Raw genomic sequence first — 25,552 nt, 5'->3', positions numbered from 1 at the left:
GAATCCTCTCGTTGCCTTATTTTAATTATTGGTTTCTTCTCGGTTCTGATTGAGTGGCTGGTGTACCGGTACCATCACCTGTTCCGGTACCACTCCCAGTCCCGTCTCCAGTTCCAGTGCCGCCGGTGCCTCCATCACCAGTGCCTTCATCTCCGGTTCCAGTGTCACCGCCAGCTCCTCCGTCACCGGTTCCATCTCCTTCAGGTGGCGGGGTGGTACCATCATCTCCACCGGTATTTCCACCATCATTTCCAGAGTTGTCCTCATTGCCGTTATCCTGACCGTTACCATTACCCTGGTCCTGGTCGTTACCGTTGCCTTGGTCGTTACTATTGTTTCCTTCATTGTCTTCTTCCGTATTTCCTTCATCCTTTTTATCCGATTTTACCTCTACGTTCACGGATGCAGGATTACTTCGTTGGTCATCGGAAATGGCGACTACTTCGAAGCTGAAGGTACCTTCGGATTGAATGTTTTCTACATTTAAACCTTTTTTATCAGTAGTGGTCAGAACTTGTTTCCCTTCACCATTAATGGATACGGAAACTTCGAACTGTACGTCTTTTTCTTTGCCGTAATCCCATGAAAGGGTGATGGTCTTATCCTTTTTATTGAATTTACCTTTCAGTTTGGAAGGTGCATCAATCTTATCGAACTCTTTGGAAACCTTGGAAGGTTCCGTGCCTTTGACAAATAATTCTGTGATAATTCTATCATCCGGTGTATAGTCACTTGGCAGTCTTGCAGGGTCGCTTCCGATTTCCACTTTCGATTCTACAACGCTGTCAGGCTTTTTGAAATCAGGTGTATCGACACCATCATGCACATAGCTCATCAGGTCGCTGACTATGTATTGAGCGACATGACGATCACTCGGTGAAAGCGGAATGGATTGTGTTTTGTACCCTGTCCAAACGGCTGCCGTGTAATTGGTCGTGTATCCTACAAACCATGAATCAGGTGCATCTGTTTTAGCAATTCCATATTTATCGCGTTCTTTCTGAGAATAATTCGTTGTACCTGATTTCCCTGCCATCGGTAATCCAGGAACTTTCGCAAATTTACCCGTTCCCTGCGGGTGGTCGATGACGCTTTTCAGCATGTCGGAAATCATGTAGGCCGTGTAGCCTTTCATGGCAGGCTTAGGCTTGTTGTCATTCTTGATCTCAGTTTCACCGTCGCGCAGGACGACTTTCGTAACAGTATGTGGCTTATTATATACGCCTTCATTACCGAACGCAGCATACGCACCGGCCATTTGAACAGAGTTCACACCAGGTGAAACACCGCCGATTGAAGCTGATTCATAATAATGATCGAACTTCAGTCCAAGACCGTTTACGAAGTCCGCCGCCTTGTCAGCACCCACTGCCTGGAAGGCTTTCAGTGCCGTGATATTACGGGAATCCCATAAACCTTCGCGGATGGTGATCGGCCCTTTAAATTGTCCGTCATAGTTATTGATTTCCGTTCCGTTTGAGTATTCATAAGGTTCGTCTTTTAAAATATGGTACGTGGACCATTTTAAATGTTCAATGGCAGGAGCATAATCAAGCAGGGGCTTGATGGTGGATCCCGGCTGACGCTTGGAGTCAATGGCGAAATTGAATCCACGTTTCACGTTTGGATCCTGCTCACGTCCACCACCGATCGCCCGTATTTCCCCTGTTTTCGTATCAAGGAGGGTGACCCCGGCCTGCATCGGTTCTTCGGCAGCATCAGGATAGGTGAAGCTTGTGTTTTCACCTGCAAGAATCTCTTCCAACCGCTTTTGGGCATTCGGGTCGACCGTCGTATAAACTTTTAATCCGTCAGAGTATAAGTTATAGTCTCCCATTTTTTGCACTTCATCAATGACCGCATCTACGAAGGCCGGATACTTATCCCTGTTTTTCTCTTCTATGTCCTCTGCAGACACTAATCCTTTGGTGATAGGAATGGCCTGGGCTTCTTCTTTTTCTTTTTCAGTAATTTTTCCGTGCTGAGCCATTAAGGAAAGAACAATATTCCGTCTCTTTTCGGCACTTTCAGGATGCTTGAATGGGTTATAGTTGTTTGGACTTTGTGGAAGTCCGGCAATTAAGGCAGCTTCATTCAGCTTGATATCTTTAATGTCTTTCCCATAGTAGTAATCCGCTGCCGTCGCCATACCATTGATTCCACCGGACATATATACCTTATTGAAGTACATCTCAAAGATTTCTTCTTTGGTATATTCCTGCTCGAGCTTCAAGGCAAGCCACGCTTCCTGGGCTTTCCTCTTGAGGGTTTTTTCAGGACTCAAGAAGGAGCCTTTAATGACCTGCTGTGTGATCGTGGAAGCACCTTCGGAACCGAAACCGCCGGTCACATTGGCAATGACGGCCCCTCCCAAACGGATCAAATCAAGCCCGTTATGTTTGTAGAAACGGTTATCCTCCGTTGCAATGACCGCGTCCTGCATGACTTGAGGGATATCCTCAAAGTTTGCATATTCCCGGTTTTCCTTTCCGACAGAGGTGATCAGGTCTCCGTTCATATCATAAATTTCCGATGCGATCGGATCCTTCAGTAATTTTTCATCAAGCTTTGGGGCACTTGATGCATAATAGGCGAATAGCCCTGCACCCGCAAGCATCCCGACGATACCGATAATAAATAATGATATAATGACGCGCTTAACCAAAGAGCCTTTTTTCTTGCTCTTATTGGATTTTGACTTCTGTTGGGCCAGGCGTTTTTCTTCCCTTGACTTATATTGACCAGCCATATTGTTTCCTCACTTTCAATCTTCTGTGTTTTTAGTATTGTCTAAGATTAAAAATATACTACTCATAATGAGATAAATTATAGATTAACTCATTTTTCTTAAACTAAAAATATAACTGATGGACTATTTTTAAATAATCGACCCTTGGATGGAGACCGAAGGGGATGGGAAAACCTGTCTCTTCCATTTCTTCCCGCTTGATTGACTTTCTGCCGCCACCTGTCATGCGGTCCCAATAAATGCGCAATGCTTCATAGGGGAGAAGGAACACTTCTTCTGATAATGAAAACCTTATGAGTACGAAGGTAATGCCCTCCTGCTTATGGACGTTTTCCATATGAAGGATCTGGTGCTCATGGAAATTCTTAAGAGGGAAGGATGTCTTGTTTTTCGTTTCCTTCGCTTCAAAATCAATATACCTGCCTTTGTAGACCCCGTTAAAGTCCGTCGTTGACGGCTGTTTAAAATAAGCTTCCTTAATGACCGCGGCACTCCTTGATGGGTAGTGAACATCGACAATCTGAACAGGTGTCGGTTTCTTATGAATGACTGCTTTCTGAAACGTCAGATAATATTGGTTCGTTTCGTTGATATCTTCTTCCAGTGTCATTCCTCTGTTGCTATAAGATATTTGGTTCGGTTTTGCCTTGATTTTTTTTGAGGGTAATGTAGCTTCCACATATTTCTTTCCATTCGGATAATGGAATTTCATGGTAATCCACCTCACAGACTAATCTATATCATAACAGAAACCACTCCATTTTGTGTGAATAATTGTTTACAAATCTCCTCACTATAGGACTAGGGAAGAAAGGGGGATAAAAGGATGAAAAACTTCGGCAATACTTATCGCTTATTACCCTATATACCTGAACCTAAACGTAAAAATGAATGGATCGATGATGTAAATCATCTTGTGAATACATACAATAAGGATAATATAACGCGCACGAATGCTTATCAAACATTCTTTCACCTGCACCCTGAGGTAAAGTGGTCTTTTCTCGCTTCTATGGTATCACGGAATGCAGGGTGGAATATGACTGACCTAAAGGGAGATATATTCCCGAAAATTTTAAGTGATGATACATGCAATCTCCTTTTTCAAACATATGAAAGGGCGAATTGGAGTATTTTTCAGGATGCCTTTCCACAACTCCTTCTCTATCATTATTCGACGATCTATAAGAAGAAAATGTTTCACTTATCCGGGTACTTTCGTGTTTCGAAGTTTATGGAAGAAGAGTGGAACAAATTTTGGGAAGAGGGTGACGAGAAGCGGTTGGTTCAGTCTCTCATCATTAATGAGCAGCACCTCATACAGGGGCCGGTTATTGAACAAGATCCATACAGGGGAAAGGTGTTCGGTACAGCTCTTTTCTTTCTTGAGGATCACTTGCACTTCAGTTCTGTCCTATTCCCTACGTTAAATGGAGAGCTCTTTGGGGCAAGCGTACATGGTTTTCGAAAGGTCGGGAATAGAATCAAGCTGGGTAATCTTTTATTTGAAATTTTATTTCACCCCGACTATCATCAAGATTTTCTTGAGTTCGCTTTAAATGTTGAACATACTGGTTCCCGGGTGGATTATGAGACATTCTGCCAGGATGTCCATGGGACTGCTACACCCGATCTACATCAATCTTACAATGTCATTTCTCATGAGTGGAGTGAACTCCATGATTGGTCTATGAGCACAGAGATCAAAGATGAATGGTACAATCATCAATCGCTTCCAAGTGATATCATGCTGACAGACTGGTTTGTGAATAAGCAGAGACAGCTGAGGAATTTGGCTGCTGTAAAAGGAGCTTTCAAATGGATTTGGCCCTGGGGAAAGGAAAAAAAGAGGCGGGCATAGTGACATAAAGTTTTGAAGTCCTTTTTCTAGTTGACGTTATATAAAAAAGTAGAACTCGCCGCAGTGTGAATTGGCGAGTTTCGTTAATTAGGGATAAAGAATCTATTTGATTAAATGTGATACGGTTGAGTTTAATCTTTTATATAAGAAGTCTTACCCTTTAATAAGCGGAAATTTTCCTGTTATTTTCAAACTGGAACCTGTTTTGGGCATAAATAAGCGGAGATTTTCCGCTTACGAACAGAAAGATCACCCATTTTTTTATTATTTGAACAAATAGGCGGAATTTCCCCGTCTATTTCAGCCTTCTTTTTATAATAATAATGATTAAGCGGAATTTTTCCGTCTATTTATTAGCTCAGGCGCCTAGACCCTCGAGGGCAAAAGTCAAACTACCCAAAAACGCAAATAACGCCTTTCTGGGTGGTTCGCCTTATGCTTGTCGGGTCTGAACAAGCCGCCTCCGCTTTTGATTAGTCCAGCTACGGGGCTTAGAGGCTCGAGGTCATAAGTCAAGAACACCAAAAAGGCAAAGGGCGCCTTTTTGGTGTTCTCGCCTTATGCTTGTCGCCTCTTAGCGAAGCCCCTCCGCTTTTGATTAGTCCAGCTACGGGGCTTAGAGGCTCGAGGTCATAAGTCAAGAACACCAAAAAGGCAAAGGGCGCCTTTCCGGTGTTCTCGCCTTATGCTTGTCGCCTCTTAGCAAAGCCCCTCCGCTTTCTAATTTAGTCCAGCTACGTCGGCTAGACCCTCGAGGTCACAACTGAAAAATCCCATAAGGCAAAAAACGCCTTTTGGGATTTTCCAGTTGTGCTTGTCGGGTCTGAACGAGCCGCCTCTGCTTTCTTATGTCGCTGGTCTGTTTTCGCCTTCGAGTTTTGGGTTGCCTTTTGATGCTTTTGTTTCGGCTGGTTGTTTTTTAGTTTGTTTGTTCTTTTGATTTTTCATTGCTGACACCTCCACTCATAGTATTTTGAGTTTTTCTTTGTTTTATTCAGGTACTGTCGAAACTTATAATGACAGATGTCCTATTTGCACTTTCTTTGGCGAAACGCTTCTAGTTTTGTCAGGGGAGGAGGGAAAAGGATTTGCACGGAGAATACCTGTATTAATCCAAAAAAAAGGTGGGAGGATTCACATGCTTCCAAAACAAGATATTATGTTAAAGTTGGCGGAAATCGAAGAAAGCCTTAATCAACTGGAGCAAAGTCTGCATGACCGAATTTCCGTTGAAGAGCAGGAAGGATTGAGAGGGCTGTCGGATCAGATACAGAAGATGGACGGGCGGTTGGGTGCTGTTGAAAGGAAAACAGGTATGAAAACGGTTCTGAAAAATAATAGAGAAAAGTCTTATGTCTTACAAAAACTTGAATTATCTTTTAAGACGTCTTAAACTGACTTTATAAGAAAGTAGCAGAGTGCTACTTTTATTTTTTGTTTATTTTTAGCATGGAGGGCTTTGTTTGAAGGAATTGAAACAAGTAACGGAAGATCTTCTCTTGCTGGTCGAGAAGATGATGAGTGAATATAAAACGAGGCGAGAATCGGGTGAAAAAGGAGACTTTTACACTGAAGTGAAGCCTTTTGCAGATGAAGTGAAAGAGAAGAATGATCGTTGGAAAGAGGAGTCCCTTGGCTGGATTAAAGACTCCAAGCCTAAGCACCTTCATTTGCCTCAGGTTATGAACACTTTCGACAATATCGAGATGCTCTCGGTTCATTGTTTTTTCCCGGAGTCGAGTTATAACAGGTTTATCAGTCATTACCAATCTGTATCGTACGTTCTGGGTACTCAGCTGGATGAACTGGTAGAAAAATAAGAGGCTGCCGCATGGCAGCCTCTTTCTTATGGAGTTGAAATGGAAATTTCTTCTACTGTATTGATCTGCTTTGTTAACTCTTTGTAGTGCAGAAAGGAAATCTCATTTGAAATATAAAGCCTTTTGGCCAATGTAAGAAGTTCTTGTTGATCGGTTGCTTGATACTGTTTACTGTTCTCATATCTTTTCAGCAATTGATTAAGGTCCACCCTTAATTCCTCCCATTCCTTATATTTCATAAGACGATAGCTTTCCATCTACATTTATCCTATCATAGAAAACCCTTTCTTTAAGTTGTAAGAATAGTGTAACTTCCGACATTCTTCTTAAGTGTTGTCGAAAGATCTTTATGGGTTCTTTCACCATTTTTTACGATGATACATAAGGTATAGTAACCACTAAAAGTAGGGGGGCTAAGTATGAATTCTTCACCTTATTCGAGACAGATGCGATATCAACCATATCCGTATTACCATTCTCAGCCTCAGAATATAGGGCCGATGATGAACTATCCTGTACAGGGGATGAGACCACCGAATTATGGTCCTTATCAACCCAATTACTTACCACAGCCTGATGGTCCATATTCCGGTGCCGGAGGTCAGATGAACCAATATCAGCAGATGAATCAGTCACAGCAGATGAATCCATATTTTGATAATCCTCTTCAACAGAAGGAATACAATCCATACCAAATGAAGGCAATGGAACAACAAAACTACGCTAATCCTTATCCGAAGGCATCTTTTATGGCGAAAACATCTTCAGGTGGGGTTAGCGGTATCATGAACTCCTTTAAGTCCCAGGATGGCTCGTTGGACTTTAATAAAATGATGAATACAACTGGCCAAATGATGGGTGCTATCAATCAGGTGTCTTCTCTGGTAAAAGGGTTAGGCGGAATATTTAAATTCTAGATCAAAAAGGAGCTGCACTTCTGCAGCTCCTTTTTCATTTATTCAATTTGTATTCGCTTCCCGGATTCCTTGTTCACCTTTACTGATAATAAGCCATCTTTATAAGAAGCTTTTACATTCTTTTCATTAACGACCGTTGGAAATGGAATGGTTCTACTGCTTTTGCTCATGGATTGCTTTCTTCTGATTGTCTGGTGCTTTTCATTTTCTTCTGAATATATTTGGTTATTGGTCACTGATATCGTGATGTACTGAGGGAACACATCCAGTTGTATCTGCTCTTTATTCACACCGGGAAGTTCTGCAGTAACAACATAATGGTCATCGGTTTCAGTCATTTTAACAGGGAATGAACCAAAAGGATTAGCAGAAGATGTAAAGAACTCATCAATACTTTGTAACATTCCTTTCATTGGTCTTTCATGAAAAAATTCATTCATGGAATTCATCAGGTCACCGAAACCTTTTTTGTTTGAAGAATCGTTGGACATTGATATGCTCCTTTCAGGCAAACGTATTCATACTAGTGTATGGCTCATTGATTAAAATGTGCAATTGTCCTGCACACCGGAGGATAAAAGGGGAGTAAAGCTTCTTTTCTTTCTACTGATTCCTTATGTTAAAAAGTTGTGTTCGTAAGTCTTTTACAAATAATAGGAAAGTTACCGCTCCAATCAACCATCCAGCACATTTTGATAGATAGAGCACTGGCATATCCTAAGTTTCAGAATAAACAAATGTAGAGAAAAGAACCTTAATAAGGATGAATCTGGAAAGTTGGGTTTTTTACTTTAGTTTCGAACATAGATTCGGTAAAATGAGTAAGAGAGGTGATCCGAATGTTTAAGAAAAACAACCTTCAACAATTGATTGAACTTTTTAAAAAAGACGAGAATTTCAATAAACAAATTGTTCATTGGCATACCATCGATGAGAAACCGGCACAGTTGGTAGATTTGCCAAATGAAATAGATGAAAAAATAAAAAATGCATTGCATAAAAGAGGGGTCGGAAAACTATACACCCATCAAAGTTCAGCTTTTCAGCTTGCAATGGAGGGCCATAGCTTTACAGCCGTCACGCCAACCGCATCTGGAAAAACGCTTTGTTATAATCTTCCTGTGCTTCAAACCATCATGGACAATCCGGATTCACGGGCTCTTTACATCTTTCCTACCAAGGCCCTTGCCCAGGATCAAAAGAGTGAGTTAAACGAGATTATAAGAGAGGCAGAGGTTTCAATCAATAGCTATACATACGACGGGGACACTTCTGCCAATATCCGTCAAAAGGTTAGAAAAGCCGGGCATATCGTCATTACGAATCCCGATATGCTGCATTCAGCGATTCTCCCACATCATACGAAATGGGTGTCCCTATTTGAAAATCTTAAATATGTCGTTATCGATGAACTTCATATTTATAGAGGTGTGTTTGGATCCCATGTTAGTAATGTGATCAGAAGATTGAAGCGTATTTGTGAATTTTACGGTGCATCACCCGTATTTATCTGTACATCGGCAACAATCTCCAATCCAAAGGAACTTGCTGAGCATTTAACCGGTGCAGAAATGAAATTAATAGACAATAATGGGGCACCAAGTGCAAAGAAACACTTCGTATTCTATAATCCCCCTATCGTCAATAAACCTCTGAATATCCGCCGAAGCGCAACCCTTGAAGTGCGAAGGATCGCAGGCGAGCTATTAAAAAATAAAGTGCAAACCATCATTTTTGCGAGAAGTAGAGTCCGGGTGGAAATTATCCTGACCTATCTACAAGAATTAGTAAAAAGTCAATTAGGGGCGAAATCAATCCGGGGCTATCGGGGAGGATATCTTCCGACACAGCGGAGAGAAATAGAAAAAGGTTTGAGAAATGGTGAAATATATGGGGTAGTCAGTACAAACGCCCTTGAATTAGGGGTGGATATCGGTCAATTGCAAGTCTGCATTATGACGGGTTATCCCGGGACGATCGCAAGTGCCTGGCAACAGGCGGGGAGAGCAGGCAGACGTCATGGAGAGTCTCTCGTCATTATGGTGGCAAGTTCAAGTCCCCTTGACCAATTCATTATCGAGCATCCAGCTTATTTCTTTGAGCAAACTCCGGAAACGGCAAGGATCAATCCCGATAATTTAATCATTCTCATAGACCATATTAAATGTGCTGCCTATGAACTGCCTTTTAGAGAGGGAGAACAATTTGGAATGCATGAAATAGATGATATATTGGAATTTTTGGTAGAAGAAAGAGTCGTTCATAAAAATGGAGATAAATGGTATTGGATGAACGATGTGTTTCCCGCTCATAATATAAGCCTTCGTTCAGCTTCACAGGAGAATGTCATCATCATAGATCAAACGGATATCTCTGCCGTGAAAGTCATTGGGGAAATGGATCGATTCTCAGCGATGACGTTGTTGCATGATGAAGCGATTTATTTACATCAGGGTGTTCAGTTTCAAGTAGAGAAGCTGGACTGGGAAGAAAAGAAGGCATTTGTAAGGGAAGTAGATGTGGACTACTTTACAGATGCGAACCTGGCTGTACAATTGAGGGTACTGGAAACAGACAAAGCGAGAGAATCAGAGATGTTTGACGTAGCATATGGTGATGTGACCGTTCAAGCGATGGCAACGATTTTCAAGAAAATTAAATTTGATACACACGAAAATATTGGATCTGGTCCCATTCATCTGCCTGAAGAGGAACTGCATACGAGCTCCAGCTGGATTTCATTAAAAGATGCCGACTCCTTCAGTCAGGAACGACTTGAAGAAGGGCTTATCGGGGCATCCCAAAGCCTGAAATCCATCATCCCGCTATTTGTCATGTGCGACCCAAGCGATATTTTCGTTGTCCCGCAAATCAAGGCTGCCCATAATGAAAAGCCGACCATCTTTATATACGACCGCTACCCGGGCGGAATCGGACTCAGTGAAAAAGTATATGAACAGTTTGAGGAGATTCTCCTTGAAGCATCTGCCATGATTGAACGGTGTCCCTGTCAAAACGGCTGCCCTTCCTGTATAGGAATGGAGCATTCTCTGGACACGGCCAAACTGGATTCATTAAAGCTTCTTCATCTTTTCCTTCAATAATGGAAGGGGGATACAAGCATGTCATTGAAAAATAAATTAACGAGAATGAAAAAGCATATTATCCGTGAAGAAAAGGTGGATGCTGAGAGGCAAAAGCCATCTGACGGGAATGTGTTGGACCTGCCATTTATAGATGTGTGGAAAGAGAATGGGACTGAACTTTATTTTATAGATGATGACTTCTGCCTAGTGAGGGAGAAGCGTTACCCTATAGAGCACAGGCATGGAGATTATGCATTCAAGGATTTTGTTAGGGCAGTCAAAGCGTGGCAGGGGTTCACTGGAGATCATCCCTTGTCTTCCAAAGGGCTCAGTCATGATGAAATGTTCTTTTTCGATACTGAAACTACAGGGCTGGGAGGAGGGGTCGGAAATACGATCTTCCTTTTGGGACATGGGAAAGTAACAGAAACGGAAGTCATCGTCACACAACACTTCCTTCCACAACCAGGGAGTGAAATTCCTTTATATCATAGCTTCTTAAGCAATGTGGATTACAACACGTTAGTAACATACAATGGGAAAGCCTTTGATTGGCCACAGGTTAAAACAAGGCATACTCTCATTAAAGATCATGTACCTAAACTGCCCGCATTTGGGCATTTTGATTTATACCATGGCTCCAGAAGGCTCTTCAAGCACAAGCTGGAATCTGTAAAACTCGTCAACGTGGAGCGAAACATTCTTGGATTTCATAGAACCGATGATGTTCCGGGGTACCTGGCGCCTATGATTTATTTTGATTATATCGATCGTAAAGACCCGGAAGGTATCCTTAAGGTCATGACCCATAATGAATTGGACATCCTATCGCTCATAACTCTCTATACTCACTTGACTTTCCAACTTCTGAACGTCCATGACCAGGCAACCGGGGAAGAGAGATTTGAAGTCGGCAGGTGGCTGGAGTATACCGGTAACAGAAGAATTGCCAAAGAGCGTTACGAAGAACTCATTAAAGAAGATGAAAAGCCAAATTATGAGGCTATGCATCAGCTTGCCCTGCAATATAAAAGAGAAAAACAAGCGGACAAAGCGATTAACCTGTGGGAAGGGGTCCTGGAAGGTTCACCCCTTTCAAACCGTAAAAAAGCCATGATCGAATTAGCTAAATTATATGAGCATAAGACAAAGGACTTGAATCGTGCTTTAGACATGTGTGTACAGCTATCATCCTTGATTGGGAACACGGCGGAAGCCAGTAAGAAGGACGTCGTACTTTCTGAAAATCTGACTCACCGCATGGATCGGATTGAGAGGAAATTGGAGAGAAAATTAAAACAAACATGACTGTGTGACAAAGAATGAAATTATTAAGTGTAAAAGTGGTTCCATCTTCTTATTTTTATATTGAGAATTTTCTAAAGTAGTTGTAAAATAATAAATTGTGTTGAAAATATTTAAAATGAAGAAGGAATGATGAAAATGAACCGCGCCATCTTAATTTTGTTCTTTGTCGTCATTGGTTTAACAGCCTTTGTTTTTACCAATTATTCACAAAGTTTATATAGTTTTATGTAAGTATTGTAAAATAACTTCCTAAAAATAGGTATTTTCATTAGTACATGTACCCTCTCTGTTTCATACGTTATTATTGTAACAACTAAGCGATGAAAGGAGAGCGTTAGTATGTATTGCAGACCAAGACCTAATCAAGTACTACCTGCAGTTGTACACCCGACTAAATGTTGTGTAAATCACAACATGACGACTTATGAGGTACCTCATATCCACCCGACCCACACAACAAACGTGAATAATGTTATGTATCAACATAAACATTATTTCCCGCAAACACAATCACAAGTAGACAGTGTTTCCCACCAACAGTTTAATTGTGGTGGCGGACCAGGAGGACCTCAAGGCCCTGGAGGACCAGGATTCGGACCTCGGCCAAGACCACCATTCGGACCATATGGTATGGGAAGATAATATAATTCATGAACTTAAAAGGGATGCATCTATAAGACTGGACTCGGCTTGTAGTGATACTGTGCTTTTGCACCTTGTCACAAACGAGAGGGAGCGTTCTTTAAGGAGCATCTCTCCTTTTTTTATGAGGCTGTTAATCCAAAAGCAACAATGTATACGAAAACAGCCTTTTATAATGGAGGGGAGTCAACCTGGATGATTTCCCGGTCTTTCGAAACAAATGAAATATGATACAATAGACAGTAAAGAATTGGGGTACACTAAGTGAGGAAAGGTACCGGATTTACCCGGAGTAAAGGGGTTTTCAATTTGGGGAATGTTGCATGTGTAACTGGATATAAATCCTTTGAATTGGGAATTTTCAAGCAGGATGACAAAGCCGTTTATTACATAAAGCAAGCATTGAAGAAAGAACTGTTATCCCTATTGGATGCAGGACTTGAGTGGGTGCTCATCAGCGGGCAGCTTGGTGTTGAACTCTGGGGGGCGGAGGTTGTTTTTGAACTTCAGGAAGATTATCCTGAGCTGAAATTGGCTGTTCTGACCCCATTTATTTCACAGGAAGAAAACTGGAATGATAAGAACAAGGAATATTACGAACTGATTCTGTCTCAAGCTGATTTTGTCGAAACGATATCAAAGCATCCTTATCAGAATCCGCAGCAGTTCCGAAATAAGAATCAATTGTTCTTACAAAAAAGTCACTCTTGTATCATTCTATATGATGAAGAAAAAGATGGTTCTCCCAAATACTTCTATGATGAAGCGAAGAGGAAGAAAGAGACCGATCCCTTTTTTGATTTAAGGGCAATCAGTTTTCAGGATCTTCAATGGATCGTAGAAGAAGAGCAGTGGAAAACAGACTGAGTAAGCTGGATTCCACCCATTATACCACTGAATTCATTTGAAATAGATTGACAAAATGATGGTTTTTTGAAAAAATGATAGTGATAAATATAGAGGTGAATAGAATGATCTCAGATAAAGTGAAATTAACGGCAAAGGATATTCTCGAGAAAGAATTCAAGAGTGGAATGCGGGGATACAAGCCAGAAGACGTGGATAAATTCTTAGACTTGATTATTAAAGATTATGAAACCTTTCATCAAGAGATAGAAGATCTTCAGCAGGAAAATCTTCGTTTGAAAAAACAGGCAGAAGGTGCTGCAAAGCAACGTACACAGGCTCCACCACAGCAGACAGGAACAACCAATTTCGATATTTTAAAACGTCTGTCTAATTTAGAAAAGCACGTATTTGGAAATAAATTATACGACTGATTTTTCCAGTTGAATTTCTGGGTGAAATCCCGTATAATTAGGTATTGCTGATCCTTAATGGTGTTTGGGTAATCGCTGCAACGTTAAGTTGTAGAGGAAAGTCCATGCTCGCACGGTGCTGAGATGCACGTAGTGTTCGTGCCTAGCCAATTCATAAGCTAGGGCAGCTCAACCCGAGCTGACGGCAGGGAAAACACCTACGTCTCATTTCCTGAGATATGGTGTGACTACTTTGAAAGTGCCACAGTGACGAAGTCCTGTTAGAAATGGCAGGAGTGGAACGAGGTAAACCCCACGAGCGAGAAACCCAAATTAGGTAGGGGAATCCTCTCAGAGGAATTGAACGAAGAGAGGGACAAAGGAATTTCCTTTGTAGATAGATGATTACCGCCTGAGTACGAGACAAATAGTCGCCTGCAGTACAATGGAACAAAACATGGCTTACAGGACACTATTACGGGATAAGAGCAATACGGATTAAATAATGCAAGTGACTGATACATGCAGGTAATACACTGCTCTTTTGTATCAGTCCTTTTTATTTTAGGAGTAAAGGTACATACTAGTGGTAGTGTGATATTTATGAGCGGGGTGACTTTATGGGTACATATACATTGATCGCAACGGCAGCGATGGGCTTGGAATCAATTGTTGCCAAGGAAGTGAAGGATCTGGGGTACGAGTGTCAGGTTGAAAACGGAAAAGTCTTCTTCAAGGGTGATGAAACGGCGATTGCACGGGCTAATATGTGGTTGAGAACAGCCGACAGGATCAAGATCCTTGTGGGAGAATTTAAAGCCTATTCTTTTGATGAGCTATTTGAGAATACAAAGAAGCTTCCCTGGGAGGATTTCCTCCCTGTAGATGCAGAGTTTCCCGTACAGGGTAAATCAGTTAAATCAAAGCTGTACAGCGTGCCTGACTGCCAGGCAATCGTCAAGAAAGCGATCGTGGAACGTCTTCGTACTGCTTACAAGAGAACATCATGGCTGGAGGAAACCGGCCCTCTCTATAAAATTGAGGTGGCCATCCATAAAGACGTGGCAAGCATCACACTGGATACAAGTGGACAGGGTCTTCATAAAAGAGGGTATCGAATCGGACAAGGTGAAGCCCCTTTAAAGGAAACCCTGGCAGCGGCATTGATTCAATTAACAACCTGGAATCCTGATCGTCCGTTTGTTGATCCGTTTTGCGGGTCAGGGACGATTGCGATTGAAGCTGCACTGATTGGACAGAATATCGCTCCTGGCTTCAACCGTGAGTTCTTGTCCGAGGAATGGCCAATCATGCCTGATGATATTTGGGAGAAAACACGTCTGGAAGCAGAGGATTTGGCTAACTATGACCAGCCACTTGAAATACTCGGTACGGATATCGATCACAGAATGATCGAAGTTTCCAAAGAGAATGCATTAGAAGCAGGGCTTGGGGATCTGGTGAAATTCAAACAGATGCAAGTCAGGGACTTCACTTCTGAATTAGAATACGGGATCATTGTTGGAAACCCTCCATATGGTGAACGTTTAGGTGAACGTAAAGAGGTGGAGCATATGTATCAGGAAATGGGAAAAGCCTTTGAAAAGCTGGATACTTGGTCTGTATACATGCTGACTTCCCATGAGAACTTTGAACAGTGCTACGGGAAGCAAGCTACAAAGAAACGTAAATTGTTCAATGGATTCATAAGGACAGACTATTATCAATATTGGGGGCCGCGTCCACCGAGAAAATGATTTTTCCTGTATGAATTAAAATAGATGAAGAAGTTCAGAATAACCTTTTCACTTCCTGCGTATAATAGTTCTATCATTTTCAGGGGAGTGAATAGGATGGACCATTCTTCCATCGATTTCCACAAAATCTATCAAGCTTTACAAAGTTCCATTTCTTCTATTTCGGGTGAAGAAGGAGCGGGAGCGGACCTGCATGAAGCTGCGAAAGATCTGGATCAGGCATTTCAATATGAATTGCTTAGAAAAAAGAGAATATACGACTGAGTGCTTTCTTTAGGAGACTAGGGACATCCATACAAGTGGTAGACTCACCCTTTGTATGGAGAGTCTCTTTTCTTTTTGTGTAAGGATTATTTCGTTATATGAAAGGGATGTTGAGATTATTTATCCATTTTCCCTTTTCAATAGAAAAAAATTCTAGTAAATTAGAAATATTGTGTTAAGCAGGAGGTCCATATGAGAAGAAAATTACCATTTGAACTTACGAAAGAGCAATCCTTTTATGAAGCATTATCCGATTGGGTCGGTGATGTTTTTTATGATTTATTGCCTGAAAAGGGATTTGATTTACGAGATGAACAAGTCTTTATGGCCTTTCAGCTCAATCAAGCGTATAAAAACAAACAGGTCATGTTTGCGGAAGCAGGAGTTGGGACAGGGAAAACCCTGGTTTATCTTCTGTATGCTTTATCCTACGCCAGGTATACAGGGAAGCCTGCGATCATCGCCTGTGCAGACGAAACGCTCATAGAACAAATTGTCAAAAAAGAAGGGGACATAAAGAAGCTTGAAAGCGCCCTAGACCTAGACATAGATGTTCGACTGGCAAAATCGAGGGAGCAGTATCTTTGCATTAAAAAATTAGAAGAGAACGTTTCGAATGATGAAGTCTATCAGGATATGTGGGAAGAATTGCCGGAATTTGTTCATGATAACTCCTCCATGAGAAGATTCACCCATTATGGGGACCGTAAAGAATATGCCGGTTTGTCAGATGAAGAATGGAATCATGTAGGCTGGGACTCCCTTCAGGATTGCATGTCGTGCGTCTATCGCCATCGGTGTGGACTAACCCTTCATCGTGAACATTACCGGAATGCGGCTGACTTGATCATTTGTTCCCATGATTTTTACATGGAGCATATTTGGACAAAGGAGAGCAGAAGACGGGAAGGACAGCTTCCACTGCTTCCAGAAGCTAGCTCGGTCGTATTTGATGAGGGACATCTGTTGGAATTTGCTTCTCAAAAAGCGATGACGTACAGGATGAGAATGGAGACACTAGAAAGTCTTCTTGAAAAGCTATCATCATCGGATATGAGGGAGGAAACACTGTATATCATTGAAGACATCATGTTGGAAAATGAAAAGTGGTTCGATTTGTTAGAAAAGGAATCCAAAGCAGAGATTGGATCCGAAAGACAGTATATTGTCCGCTCTGGAGCGATACTACAGCAGGGCAGGTCACTTACTGAGAAAATCGAAAGTCTATTGAATGAGCTCGTTTTTGAATCTGAAATGTATGTCATGGATGATTATTTACTAAAGGTAGTGGAAGAATATCTGGAACAAATCCAATATTCCCTGAAACTATTTTTAGATGATGAAAAAGGAATCTACTGGTTGGAAACGTCAGAAGAAGAACACACCTTTGTCGTGATGCCGAGATTAGTAGAGGAAATTTTGAAAGAACAAGTATTTTCTCAAAATATTCCATTCATTTTCTCTTCGGCTACTCTGTCTTATAATAAAGATTTCTCATATGTTTCCCAATCATTGGGGATCGAAAATTATGAAAAATTTTCAGTAGAATCACCTTATGAGTACGAAGAGATGATGAAAGCCTATCTTCCTTCACTGGATGCCGGGGCAAGCGCAAAAAATCAGTATGCATTTGATAAACTTAAGAGGAGCCAAGGGAAATCGTTAATCCTCTTCTCTTCCAAGGATGAAATGAATGATTTCAGGTCTTATCAACTTCAGCAGGAAGATCAAGCCTGGGATGTGATTTATGAAGGTGACAGAGAAATCAGTGATACTGTAGAACAGTTCCAGCAGGAAACATCTACGGTTCTTTGTTCCTATCACTTATGGGAAGGGCTGGACGTACCTGGAGAGTCCCTTTCACAGGTCATTATCCACTCGCTTCCATTCCCGCCCAAGGACCCGGTATTTGATGCCAAACGGAACCATGCCGCTGATGCAATGGAAGAAGTCGATATTCCCTACATGGTTCTTCGTTTAAGACAAGGAATCGGGCGCTTGATACGTACGAGTGAAGACAAGGGAAGCATCCATGTATTAATGAATGAAAATGAAACAACCTACAAAGGATTGGTAGAATCGGTTTTACCAGTCGGTATTGAAGTTCTGAATGCATAGAGATTGAAATGGAGCCGCCTAGGATGGGCGGCTTTTTGATTCGTTTAAGCTTGGTCGATAATAAATGGGTCGAAGTTCACGAAGTAATGTCCTAAACACCTTATCTACAAGGACATTTTATACATCCCCAACGTTTCTAAACCCAAGTTTCCAGAAAAATATGATAAAATGAATTGTATGTAAAAAAAGGGGGCTTTTTGAAATGAAAGAATCAGTAACAGAGACAAAAAATCAATTTCATGATTATGTGAAAAAAATGTCTGCATATAATGAAGCACTTGGATTAATGTTCTGGGACTTAAGGACGGGTGCTCCGAAAAATGGAGTGGAGCAGCGATCGGAAGTTATCGGAATGCTCTCATCAGAACTATTTGAAATGTCCACTTCAAGTGAAATGGCCGCTTACCTGGCGAAACTCTCCCCAGTGATGGATCAATTGGATGATATGACACAGAAACTGCTGGAAGAGTGTCAAAAAGAATATGACCGCAATAAAAAGATTCCTGCTTCTGAATACAGGGAATATGTGGTGTTACAATCGAAAGCCGAGGGCATTTGGGAAGAAGCGAAAGAAAAAGCGGATTTCGAGATGTTCAAGCCTTACTTAGAAAAGCTTGTGGCATTCACAAAACGCTTCATCGCTTATTGGGGATATGAAGAAAATAAGTATGATACATTGCTGGATATGTATGAGCCAGGTGTAACAGTAAATGTGTTGGACAGGGTATTTGGCGATCTAAGGGATCAAATCGTTCCACTTGTACATAAGATTTCCGAAGCGGAAAATAAACCACAAACCGATTTCCTTTTCGAACACTTTCCTAAGGATAAACAAAAAGAGTTCAGTATGAAAATCCTTGAACAAATGGGATACGATTTTAACTCAGGCAGATTGGACGAAACAGTCCATCCATTTGCGATTGGTTTAAACCCTGGTGATGTGAGGGTAACTACTAAATATGACGAAAGTGATTGGAGAACAGCTGTCTTCGGTACAATCCATGAAGGTGGCCATGCGCTCTATGAACAAAACATTTCAAAAGATTTGGTGGGAACCCCTCTATGTACTGGAACATCAATGGGGATTCATGAATCCCAATCGTTGTTTTATGAAAATTTTGTAGGAAGAGACCATGCTTTCTGGAAACAAAATTATTCGTTGTTGAAGGAATATTCGACGGGGCAGTTTGATTCCGTTGAATTAAATGATTTCTACAGAGCGATCAATGAATCGAAGCCTTCTTTAATCCGGATCGAAGCAGATGAGCTAACATATGCTTTACATATCATTATTCGATATGAAATTGAAAAAGGACTATTTAATGACGAAATCGAAGTGAAGGATCTCCCTGAAATTTGGAATCGAAAATATGAAGAGTATCTAGGAATACGCCCTTCCCATAACGGTGAAGGAGTGCTGCAGGATGTTCATTGGGCAGGCGGAAGCTTTGGTTACTTTCCTTCATACGCATTGGGATATATGTATGCTGCACAGTTAAAGCGCGCCATGTTAAAGGATATTCCTCATTATGAAGAACTGTTGGAAAGCGGAAACCTTACTCCAGTAAGAGAATGGTTGACGACGAATGTGCACCAGTGGGGCAAGTTGAAAAAACCCCTTGATATCATCAGGGAAGTGACTGGAGAAGGGCTTAATGCCCAATACTTGGCCGATTATCTAACGGACAAATATTCAAAGGTTTATTCCTTGAATTAACAAATACATTGGAGGCAAAATCATGGAAATCAATATTTCGTCACTAGAGGATAAATTGCTGGTTGGAATAGGTTGGACCGGACCATACGGAAGAGGTTCAGAGATTCCGAGGCTATTCACAAAGTTTCAACAGATGATCCCATCCATTCATCATATCAATGGAGATGAATGTATATATGCACCTTTTCATGACAGAGCAACTGATTTTACGTATTACTGCACCGTAGAGGTTGATCGGGTGGAGAAGCTTCCACCGGGATTGGTTGAACTGTCACTCCCAGCCGGTGAATATGCCCATGCCCTTTATAACGGGGCATCGACGGAAGTGGAGCAAGCTTATTTCGCCATCTTTAACTGGATCAAAGAAAACGGGTACGAAAAAGATTATTCCAGACTGAGTGTCGAGAAATATCTATCACAGGATAGGGAAATCAATGAAACGGAAGATGAACGAAAATTAGAGCTTTTTGTCCCAATTAAAGAAAAATAGTAAAGAGGCTGCCAACGCAGCCTCTTTACTTATGGCCTCATGTAGGAGCCGCCTCCGCTTTTCTTGATGTCCAGCTCCGGCGACTAGAGGCTCGAGGTCATAAGTGAAACAGGCCAAAAAGGCAAAGAGCGCCTTTCCGGCCTGTTTGGCTTATGCTTGTCGCCTCTAATCAAGCCGCCTCCGCTTTTCTTGATGTCCAACTCCGGCGACTAGGCCCTCGAGGTCATAAGATAAGTGGACCAAAAAGGCAAAGAGCGCCTTTCCGGTCCACTTATCTTATGCTTGTCGTGCCTACCCAAGCCGCCTCCGCTTTTCTTACCACATGCGGTATCCTTTAGATGCGGGTGGGGCATTTTGGATCATGTCGATGAATGGCACAGAGTAGGCAACGAGAATGAGGGCTGCTAATATGGTTAACCATATTTTCCAGTTCTCAAGGGCCATTGGGGTTCTATCGGCTGCTTCTGCTTGTTCCCCGACAGGAAATTCTTCCTCTCCTTTTGGTGCGAAGAATGCAAGGTTGATAAAGATGTATAGAACCAGAATAATCCCCATGAAAAGGATAGTACCGCCAACAGCCTGTGCGATTTGGTAGGGGATCCAATCCAATGCCTGCGGTGCATCACCATAGGTAGAGTAAGAAGACCTTCTTGGGGCACCCAGTAAACCAACCGCATGCATGGCACCTGACATGATACTCATTCCTGCCGCCCAGACGATGGCTTGGACGATGGCCAGTTTGTTCATCGCTTTGGTCAAGACACGTCCTGTTAAATGAGGCACCAGCCAGTAAGAGATACCAAAGAACGTTAAAACAACAGACGTGGCAAGTGTTAAGTGGAAATGTCCTGTCACCCATATTGTATTATGAACAACTTGATTCATCTGGTTGGAGGCATTGATTAAGCCTCCAGCTCCTGCAGGAATGAAAGCAACCATACCTATAAATGGCACAGTAAATCGTGCATCCCCCCAGGGCAGTTTTTTGAACCACCCGAACAGACCTCTAGCCCCTTTAGAGCGCCCATATATTTCAAAAGTCGCAAATAAAGAGAAGGCCGTCATGAGGGATGGAATCACGACCATAAACGTCAAGATCACCTGCAGATATTTCCAGCCTGCATCAATACCCGGTTCCACTAATTGATGGTGGAAACCTACTGGAATAGAGAAGAGAAGGAACAAGATAAATGATAGTCTTGCCAACGAATCGGAAAAGATTTTTCCACCGATGATTTTGGGAATGATCACATACCATGCCATATAAGCCGGAAGCAGCCAGAAATAGACGAGCGGGTGACCGAAATACCAGAACAACGTGCGACTGACCAGAACGTCGACTCTGTCCACCAAGCCCAGGGACCATGGGAGGAGTTGGAATAAAACCGTTCCTGCCACCCCTATGGTTGCAACGATCCATAAGACTGTATTGACGATGGCCATGAAAGTTAACAATGGGCTCGGTTCTCCAGGATGTTCCTTTCTCCAGCTCACGTATTTCATGATCATCCCAGCTCCGCCAAACCAGCTTCCTGCAACCACGAATGTCAATCCCAAGTAGAAAATCCAATGTGCCTGCAAAGGAGCATAGAATGTATAAAGAACCGTGGCTTCATTTAATAGAATCATAACGGAAGCCATGATCGTACCTAGGAGCATGACCCAGAATCCTGCCCACCCCATCATACGGGATTTTTTGGAATAGGCACCTGACGTCCGTGAAATGGCCGCATGCTGGAATCCCAGGATAAAGAATGTCGTAAGTACTAATCCTAATAGTACCCCGTGAACCGTCAATACTTGATAATATCCGATTCCGGCGGGTAAAGTGAAACGACCTGAACGTACTAAAACCTGTAATAACCCTGCCAACCCGCCAAGTGCCAAGGCGAAGAATCCAACATAGATATGAGCCATGGCGAGTGTTGCATCTCTTTTATCGATTCTCATAAATGGTTTCATTTACTCCACCACCTTTATCATAGATTTCATCGTGTGATGCCCTACTCCGCAATATTCATTACAGACAATGAGGTACTCTCCTGCTTTATCAAGGGTTGTCGTGTATTCACTTACAAATCCCGGTTCAAGCATCATATTGATATTCGTTCCTGCCACTTCAAACCCATGGATGACATCTTTGGTTGTGGCAGTGATCTTCAGTGTAGACCCTTTTGGGATCTCGATCTCCCCGGGAGTATAGTTAAAAGCCGATGCAACAAACACCAACTCATATTCCGAAGCTTTTCCTTCCACCTTTTTTAATCCAGGATTATTGAACGGAGCGATTTTGTCCACTTGCTCCGGGTTGACGTATGCCTTCGCGCTTGGAGGCTGATGTCCTTGATGAAAAGCACTGATTCCCAATATGATTAAAAATAAAATAAGAGACCCTGTTCCTAACGTTAACCACCATTTCTCGTAGCGATGCATTTGCATGTAGATCACTCCTTCAAATTAAAAACGACTCAGAAATAATATGAATACCCCAACCCATGTAAGGACTAAAAAACCGCCTAAAAGTAAAACGGAGGTAAAAGTACCCTTTAAAGTATTGGATTGCTTCAGTTTCAGCTCTGATTTTTGACGTAATTCCGGTTTTCCCATTCCCCTCATTCCTTCCTGTCAATGGACGATTGCTTTGATACTTCTATCTTAAGTGGGGACATCTCTTTTAATCTGTGATAAAAGTCACACATGGGAGTGAGATTGTGAAGAAATTGTGAAGTGATTGAATAAATGGGCATTTTATAGGGTTCATTTATGAATCTTTCATGCATAAAGTGTAGGAATGGAGAGGGGAGGAGACGATCAAGTGCAAAAGTATTATTGTAAACAATGCTGCCAAATCTTTTCCGATAAAACGATTTGTCCTCAATGTCGACTGCCTGTCGAAGCGGAGATTCATATCCAGGTTCATTATCACCAAGGCAAAAAAGGTCACCAATGAGAGGTAAACCTTTGGGGAAGACCGGGTCTGTGTTAATATAAAGAAGATTCAAATAATAGATAAGGTGGTGGGGAAATGTATTTACCTTCATTCTCATTAAAAAACAAATTGGCTGTTGTAACAGGTGCAGGCCGCGGAATCGGACGAGCCCTCAGTATTGGGTTGGCAGAAGCAGGAGCTGATGTGGTTCTATTATCAAGAACCAGGCGGGATTTAGAAGAAACAGCTGAAATCATCGAGGAATTGGGGAGAAAGGCTTATATCATCCAGACGGATGTGACATTACGGGAAGAGATTCAAAAAGCTGTAGCCTACATAGAAGATAAAGACATGTCCATTGATATATTAATTAATAATGCCGGTATGAATATCCGCTCGACAGCCTTGGAGGTTACCGATGATGAATGGCAGAAGATCATGGATACCAATCTAAAATCCGCTTTTATGATGAGCCAGGAAGTCGGGAAACACATGAAACAAAGGAATAGGGGAAAAATCATAAATATTGCATCCGTTGCTGGCCATGTAGCCCTCAGGACCGGAGTCGTTTATGCCTCCACGAAAGCAGCCATGATTCAAATGACGAAGGTATTGGCAATGGAATGGGGAAAATATAATATTAATGTCAATAGCATCGGACCGTGGTATTTCAAAACACCGTTAACCGAGGAACTGCTTCAAAACGAAGAGTATGTGCAGGACATACTGAGTGTCACTCCATTAAAAAGGATTGGCGAACTGGAAGAACTGGTTGGACCTGCGGTATTCCTCTCAACCGACGCCTCCAACTATGTTACCGGCCAAACCCTTTTTGTGGACGGCGGGATGACGATTCATGGATTTTAACGATTTCGAGACAAAAGGCTGACCTTAAATGAAGGTCAGCCTTTTTCTGATGACCTCTATTCAATCATCAATACGACCAGGAAGTCTCCTGCTTTTTCAATCGTAATGGGGAGCTTTAAAGCTTTATCAAATCCATACATCTTTGATTGACCGACTATGACGGTAGGGGGGGTAATATCCAATGAGTGTCCGGTTTGTGCCAGGAGTGTAGCCAGGTTTCCTGCGATCATATTCCCTAACTCACCTGAGAATGATTCAAGCATTTCACCCTCCAAAGGCATTCCGAACATGGAAGCACCTAAACGTTGAAAGCTCTCCACTTCTCCATCAATGATCATTCGGCCTCTGACATCCCCCGTAAACCCGATGAGCACACCGATCTTATGCTGGCTGAATGGTTCTGTTAACAAGGAAGGTTTAAGAACGTCAATGTTCAAAGGAATGACCCCTTTAATCGATTCTACTGAACTATTGAGTATATCTGTGACACTTTTCGCTAAAATCATGTCGTTTCCTCCAGTATTTTGTCACTATCATCATACCATAACGAACAGGATGAAAGGATGGTATTTTAGCATTTATTTCATACTAAAGAACTATTTTACAGATTGGTTTTTTAAGTGTTACTCTGCATACATGTTTTTAAGAATTTTGGAAAGGCTATCCTTATATGGAAGTGTAAGGAGTGGACATCTATGCCAAAGATACTCTCAGTAGAAACTGAAATCCCCCCAGTGAAAATTACGCAGAACGAAGCGGCAGAATTTGCGAAACAATTATTTTCTTCTAGTTTTAGGGATATTAGCCGCTTAATCAATGTGTTTCAAAACGGTGAAATAGAGAGTCGCTATTTTGTGAAGGATCTGGAATGGTTTTCCAGGGAGCATTCCTTTCAAGAAAAAAACGATGAATTTATCCACCATTCCGTTGAAATGGGTACTAAAGTAGTCAAGAAGATGTTATCAAATCAAAATCTCACATTGGAAGACATAGATGCCATCATTACCATATCGACATCGGGTCTTTCAACACCAAGTCTCGAAGCAAGAATTATGAACAGGCTCCCTTTTTCTCCTCATGTAAAACGAATACCGATTTGGGGGTTGGGGTGTGCTGGTGGAGCAAGCGGTTTGTCACGGGCGTACGAATATTGCCTGGCTTTTCCAAAGTCAAATGTTCTGGTTCTATCTATCGAACTGTGCTCGCTGACCTTTCAACACGGTGATCGTTCAAAGAGCAATTTGATCGGAACGTCTCTTTTTGCAGACGGAGTGGCGTGCGCCCTTGTGTGTGGTGACGAGAGCCTGGCAATAAAAGAATTGTCACAGCCATTGCCAACAATCCTTGCTACTCAGTCGACGCTTCTTGAGGATTCACTGGATGTCATGGGGTGGGAGGTCAAGGAGAATGGACTGTATGTTGTTTTCTCCAAGGATATTCCCACACTGGTGAAAAATTGGCTGCGTCCGAACGTAGAGGGGTTCATTGGAGCTAATGAGGTTGGGCTCGAAGATATAAAGCATTTTGTCGCCCATCCAGGTGGGAAGAAAGTGATTGAAGCCTACCGGGATGCATTAGGGATGGATGAAAGTATGACCATTGAATCCATGAAAGTCCTTAAGGAGTATGGGAATATGTCCTCAGTGACGATTCTTTATGTCCTGAAAGAATTTATGGATAAAGGCTGTGAACGCGGTGACATTGGCTTAGGCACTGCTCTGGGTCCGGGATTCAGTTCAGAGCTGTTATTGTTGAGGTGGGAATGATG

General features: G+C 42.0%; 23 protein-coding genes and 1 other RNA gene. 17 read left to right on the top strand and 7 right to left on the bottom strand.

The features are described 5' to 3' along the window. Positions 1-25: 25 nt before the first annotated feature. Together JI667_RS00990 and recU are read right to left on the bottom strand one after the other, a co-directional pair. Positions 26-2,749: a transglycosylase domain-containing protein gene (locus tag JI667_RS00990; protein ID WP_206849185.1), complete on the bottom strand. Its 2,724-nt coding sequence runs from the start codon at positions 2,747-2,749 to the stop codon at positions 26-28. A gap of 103 nt (positions 2,750-2,852) precedes the next feature. After that, a complete protein-coding gene (gene recU, locus JI667_RS00985; protein ID WP_206849183.1) occupies positions 2,853-3,461 on the bottom strand; it encodes a Holliday junction resolvase RecU in 609 nt (202 codons plus the stop codon). A gap of 114 nt (positions 3,462-3,575) precedes the next feature. On the opposite strand from recU, the gene JI667_RS00980 reads away from it, so the two are divergent. From JI667_RS00980 to JI667_RS00970, 3 genes are all read left to right on the top strand, one after another. Next, the gene (locus JI667_RS00980) at positions 3,576-4,610 is read left to right on the top strand and encodes a DUF2515 family protein (RefSeq protein ID WP_206849181.1); all 1,035 of its coding nucleotides are present in this window, start codon (positions 3,576-3,578) and stop codon (positions 4,608-4,610) included. 1,138 nt (positions 4,611-5,748) lie between these two features. Continuing rightward, complete coding sequence (locus JI667_RS00975; protein ID WP_206849179.1) at positions 5,749-6,003, top strand: hypothetical protein; 255 nt, start codon at positions 5,749-5,751, stop codon at positions 6,001-6,003. A 70-nt stretch (positions 6,004-6,073) separates the two neighbouring features. After that, positions 6,074-6,430 (top strand): YppE family protein, encoded by a 357-nt coding sequence (locus JI667_RS00970; RefSeq protein ID WP_206849177.1) that lies wholly within the window; start codon positions 6,074-6,076, stop codon positions 6,428-6,430. Positions 6,431-6,456: 26 nt separating this feature from the next. Here JI667_RS00970 and yppF read toward each other — a convergent pair whose 3' ends face one another. Further along, the gene (gene yppF, locus JI667_RS00965) at positions 6,457-6,687 is read right to left on the bottom strand and encodes a YppF family protein (RefSeq protein ID WP_206849175.1); all 231 of its coding nucleotides are present in this window, start codon (positions 6,685-6,687) and stop codon (positions 6,457-6,459) included. 162 nt (positions 6,688-6,849) lie between these two features. On the opposite strand from yppF, the gene JI667_RS00960 reads away from it, so the two are divergent. Then, positions 6,850-7,347, top strand: coding sequence for a YppG family protein (locus JI667_RS00960; RefSeq protein ID WP_206849167.1), 498 nt, complete (start codon positions 6,850-6,852; stop codon positions 7,345-7,347). A 38-nt stretch (positions 7,348-7,385) separates the two neighbouring features. On the opposite strand, the gene JI667_RS00955 is transcribed toward JI667_RS00960, so the two are convergent. Then, complete coding sequence (locus JI667_RS00955) at positions 7,386-7,838, bottom strand: Hsp20/alpha crystallin family protein (RefSeq protein WP_206849164.1); 453 nt, start codon at positions 7,836-7,838, stop codon at positions 7,386-7,388. A 348-nt stretch (positions 7,839-8,186) separates the two neighbouring features. Between JI667_RS00955 and JI667_RS00950 the strand changes: the two genes are divergently transcribed. The 11 genes from JI667_RS00950 to JI667_RS00900 all read left to right on the top strand — a co-directional run bounded on the left by JI667_RS00950 (position 8,187) and on the right by JI667_RS00900 (position 19,988). Next, entirely contained in the window at positions 8,187-10,451 is a 2,265-nt protein-coding gene (locus tag JI667_RS00950) for a DEAD/DEAH box helicase (protein WP_206849162.1), read from the top strand. Between the two features lie 18 nt (positions 10,452-10,469). Further along, positions 10,470-11,741 (top strand): ribonuclease H-like domain-containing protein, encoded by a 1,272-nt coding sequence (locus JI667_RS00945; protein WP_206849152.1) that lies wholly within the window; start codon positions 10,470-10,472, stop codon positions 11,739-11,741. Positions 11,742-12,080: 339 nt separating this feature from the next. After that, the gene (locus JI667_RS00940) at positions 12,081-12,383 is read left to right on the top strand and encodes a CotD family spore coat protein (protein WP_206849151.1); all 303 of its coding nucleotides are present in this window, start codon (positions 12,081-12,083) and stop codon (positions 12,381-12,383) included. A gap of 309 nt (positions 12,384-12,692) precedes the next feature. Continuing rightward, positions 12,693-13,250 (top strand): DUF1273 domain-containing protein, encoded by a 558-nt coding sequence (locus JI667_RS00935; protein ID WP_206849150.1) that lies wholly within the window; start codon positions 12,693-12,695, stop codon positions 13,248-13,250. A 104-nt stretch (positions 13,251-13,354) separates the two neighbouring features. Further along, positions 13,355-13,663: a cell division regulator GpsB gene (gpsB, locus tag JI667_RS00930; RefSeq protein WP_206849149.1), complete on the top strand. Its 309-nt coding sequence runs from the start codon at positions 13,355-13,357 to the stop codon at positions 13,661-13,663. A gap of 60 nt (positions 13,664-13,723) precedes the next feature. Further along, positions 13,724-14,112, top strand: an RNA gene (gene rnpB / locus JI667_RS00925) — RNase P RNA component class B. Positions 14,113-14,262: 150 nt separating this feature from the next. After that, positions 14,263-15,399, top strand: a complete 1,137-nt coding sequence (locus tag JI667_RS00920) for a THUMP domain-containing class I SAM-dependent RNA methyltransferase (protein ID WP_206849144.1) — start codon at positions 14,263-14,265, stop codon at positions 15,397-15,399. A gap of 96 nt (positions 15,400-15,495) precedes the next feature. Next, positions 15,496-15,663: a hypothetical protein gene (locus JI667_RS00915; protein WP_206849142.1), complete on the top strand. Its 168-nt coding sequence runs from the start codon at positions 15,496-15,498 to the stop codon at positions 15,661-15,663. 192 nt (positions 15,664-15,855) lie between these two features. Beyond that, the gene (locus tag JI667_RS00910; protein WP_206849140.1) at positions 15,856-17,781 is read left to right on the top strand and encodes an ATP-dependent DNA helicase; all 1,926 of its coding nucleotides are present in this window, start codon (positions 15,856-15,858) and stop codon (positions 17,779-17,781) included. A 202-nt stretch (positions 17,782-17,983) separates the two neighbouring features. Beyond that, positions 17,984-19,498, top strand: coding sequence for a carboxypeptidase M32 (locus JI667_RS00905; protein WP_206849138.1), 1,515 nt, complete (start codon positions 17,984-17,986; stop codon positions 19,496-19,498). Between the two features lie 22 nt (positions 19,499-19,520). Then, positions 19,521-19,988, top strand: coding sequence for a GyrI-like domain-containing protein (locus JI667_RS00900; RefSeq protein ID WP_206849136.1), 468 nt, complete (start codon positions 19,521-19,523; stop codon positions 19,986-19,988). A 315-nt stretch (positions 19,989-20,303) separates the two neighbouring features. On the opposite strand, the gene JI667_RS00895 is transcribed toward JI667_RS00900, so the two are convergent. Beyond that, entirely contained in the window at positions 20,304-21,950 is a 1,647-nt protein-coding gene (locus tag JI667_RS00895) for a b(o/a)3-type cytochrome-c oxidase subunit 1 (RefSeq protein ID WP_206849134.1), read from the bottom strand. Next, the gene (locus JI667_RS00890; RefSeq protein WP_206849132.1) at positions 21,951-22,427 is read right to left on the bottom strand and encodes a cytochrome c oxidase subunit II; all 477 of its coding nucleotides are present in this window, start codon (positions 22,425-22,427) and stop codon (positions 21,951-21,953) included. A 586-nt stretch (positions 22,428-23,013) separates the two neighbouring features. Here JI667_RS00890 and JI667_RS00885 point away from each other — a divergent pair. Then, positions 23,014-23,784, top strand: a complete 771-nt coding sequence (locus JI667_RS00885; protein WP_206849131.1) for an SDR family NAD(P)-dependent oxidoreductase — start codon at positions 23,014-23,016, stop codon at positions 23,782-23,784. Between the two features lie 56 nt (positions 23,785-23,840). Here the strand turns inward: JI667_RS00885 and JI667_RS00880 are convergent, their stop codons facing one another. Beyond that, positions 23,841-24,290 carry a chemotaxis protein CheX gene (locus JI667_RS00880; protein ID WP_206849129.1) on the bottom strand — a complete coding sequence of 150 codons (450 nt, stop codon included), beginning with the start codon at positions 24,288-24,290 and terminating at the stop codon, positions 23,841-23,843. A 189-nt stretch (positions 24,291-24,479) separates the two neighbouring features. On the opposite strand from JI667_RS00880, the gene JI667_RS00875 reads away from it, so the two are divergent. After that, on the top strand, positions 24,480-25,550 hold the full coding sequence (locus JI667_RS00875) for a type III polyketide synthase (RefSeq protein ID WP_206849127.1): 1,071 nt from the start codon (positions 24,480-24,482) through the stop codon (positions 25,548-25,550). Positions 25,551-25,552 lie beyond the last annotated feature (2 nt).

The sequence above is a fragment of the Bacillus sp. NTK074B genome (assembly GCF_017303375.1).
Classification (GTDB): Bacteria; Bacillota; Bacilli; order Bacillales; family Bacillaceae_B; genus Rossellomorea.
The sequence above is the reverse complement of the archived record's forward strand: the minus strand, read 5'-3'. Positions and strand labels throughout refer to the sequence as shown.

Bases quoted from the DNA above. Each gene is read 5' to 3' on its own strand.
- JI667_RS00900 (WP_206849136.1), top strand. From the start codon at position 19,521: ATGGAAATCAATATTTCGTCACTAGAGGATAAATTGCTGGTTGGAATA.
- JI667_RS00905 (WP_206849138.1), top strand. From the start codon at position 17,984: ATGAAAGAATCAGTAACAGAGACAAAAAATCAATTTCATGATTATGTG.
- JI667_RS00915 (WP_206849142.1), top strand. From the start codon at position 15,496: ATGGACCATTCTTCCATCGATTTCCACAAAATCTATCAAGCTTTACAA.
- JI667_RS00945 (WP_206849152.1), top strand. From the start codon at position 10,470: ATGTCATTGAAAAATAAATTAACGAGAATGAAAAAGCATATTATCCGT.
- JI667_RS00885 (WP_206849131.1), top strand. From the start codon at position 23,014: ATGTATTTACCTTCATTCTCATTAAAAAACAAATTGGCTGTTGTAACA.
- JI667_RS00875 (WP_206849127.1), top strand. From the start codon at position 24,480: ATGCCAAAGATACTCTCAGTAGAAACTGAAATCCCCCCAGTGAAAATT.
- JI667_RS00890 (WP_206849132.1), bottom strand. From the start codon at position 22,427: ATGCAAATGCATCGCTACGAGAAATGGTGGTTAACGTTAGGAACAGGG.
- JI667_RS00895 (WP_206849134.1), bottom strand. From the start codon at position 21,950: ATGAAACCATTTATGAGAATCGATAAAAGAGATGCAACACTCGCCATG.
- JI667_RS00920 (WP_206849144.1), top strand. From the start codon at position 14,263: ATGGGTACATATACATTGATCGCAACGGCAGCGATGGGCTTGGAATCA.
- JI667_RS00880 (WP_206849129.1), bottom strand. From the start codon at position 24,290: ATGATTTTAGCGAAAAGTGTCACAGATATACTCAATAGTTCAGTAGAA.
- JI667_RS00990 (WP_206849185.1), bottom strand. From the start codon at position 2,749: ATGGCTGGTCAATATAAGTCAAGGGAAGAAAAACGCCTGGCCCAACAG.
- JI667_RS00910 (WP_206849140.1), top strand. From the start codon at position 15,856: ATGAGAAGAAAATTACCATTTGAACTTACGAAAGAGCAATCCTTTTAT.
- JI667_RS00955 (WP_206849164.1), bottom strand. From the start codon at position 7,838: ATGTCCAACGATTCTTCAAACAAAAAAGGTTTCGGTGACCTGATGAAT.
- yppF (WP_206849175.1), bottom strand. From the start codon at position 6,687: ATGGAAAGCTATCGTCTTATGAAATATAAGGAATGGGAGGAATTAAGG.
- recU (WP_206849183.1), bottom strand. From the start codon at position 3,461: ATGAAATTCCATTATCCGAATGGAAAGAAATATGTGGAAGCTACATTA.
- JI667_RS00940 (WP_206849151.1), top strand. From the start codon at position 12,081: ATGTATTGCAGACCAAGACCTAATCAAGTACTACCTGCAGTTGTACAC.
- gpsB (WP_206849149.1), top strand. From the start codon at position 13,355: ATGATCTCAGATAAAGTGAAATTAACGGCAAAGGATATTCTCGAGAAA.
- JI667_RS00980 (WP_206849181.1), top strand. From the start codon at position 3,576: ATGAAAAACTTCGGCAATACTTATCGCTTATTACCCTATATACCTGAA.
- JI667_RS00975 (WP_206849179.1), top strand. From the start codon at position 5,749: ATGCTTCCAAAACAAGATATTATGTTAAAGTTGGCGGAAATCGAAGAA.
- JI667_RS00950 (WP_206849162.1), top strand. From the start codon at position 8,187: ATGTTTAAGAAAAACAACCTTCAACAATTGATTGAACTTTTTAAAAAA.
- JI667_RS00960 (WP_206849167.1), top strand. From the start codon at position 6,850: ATGAATTCTTCACCTTATTCGAGACAGATGCGATATCAACCATATCCG.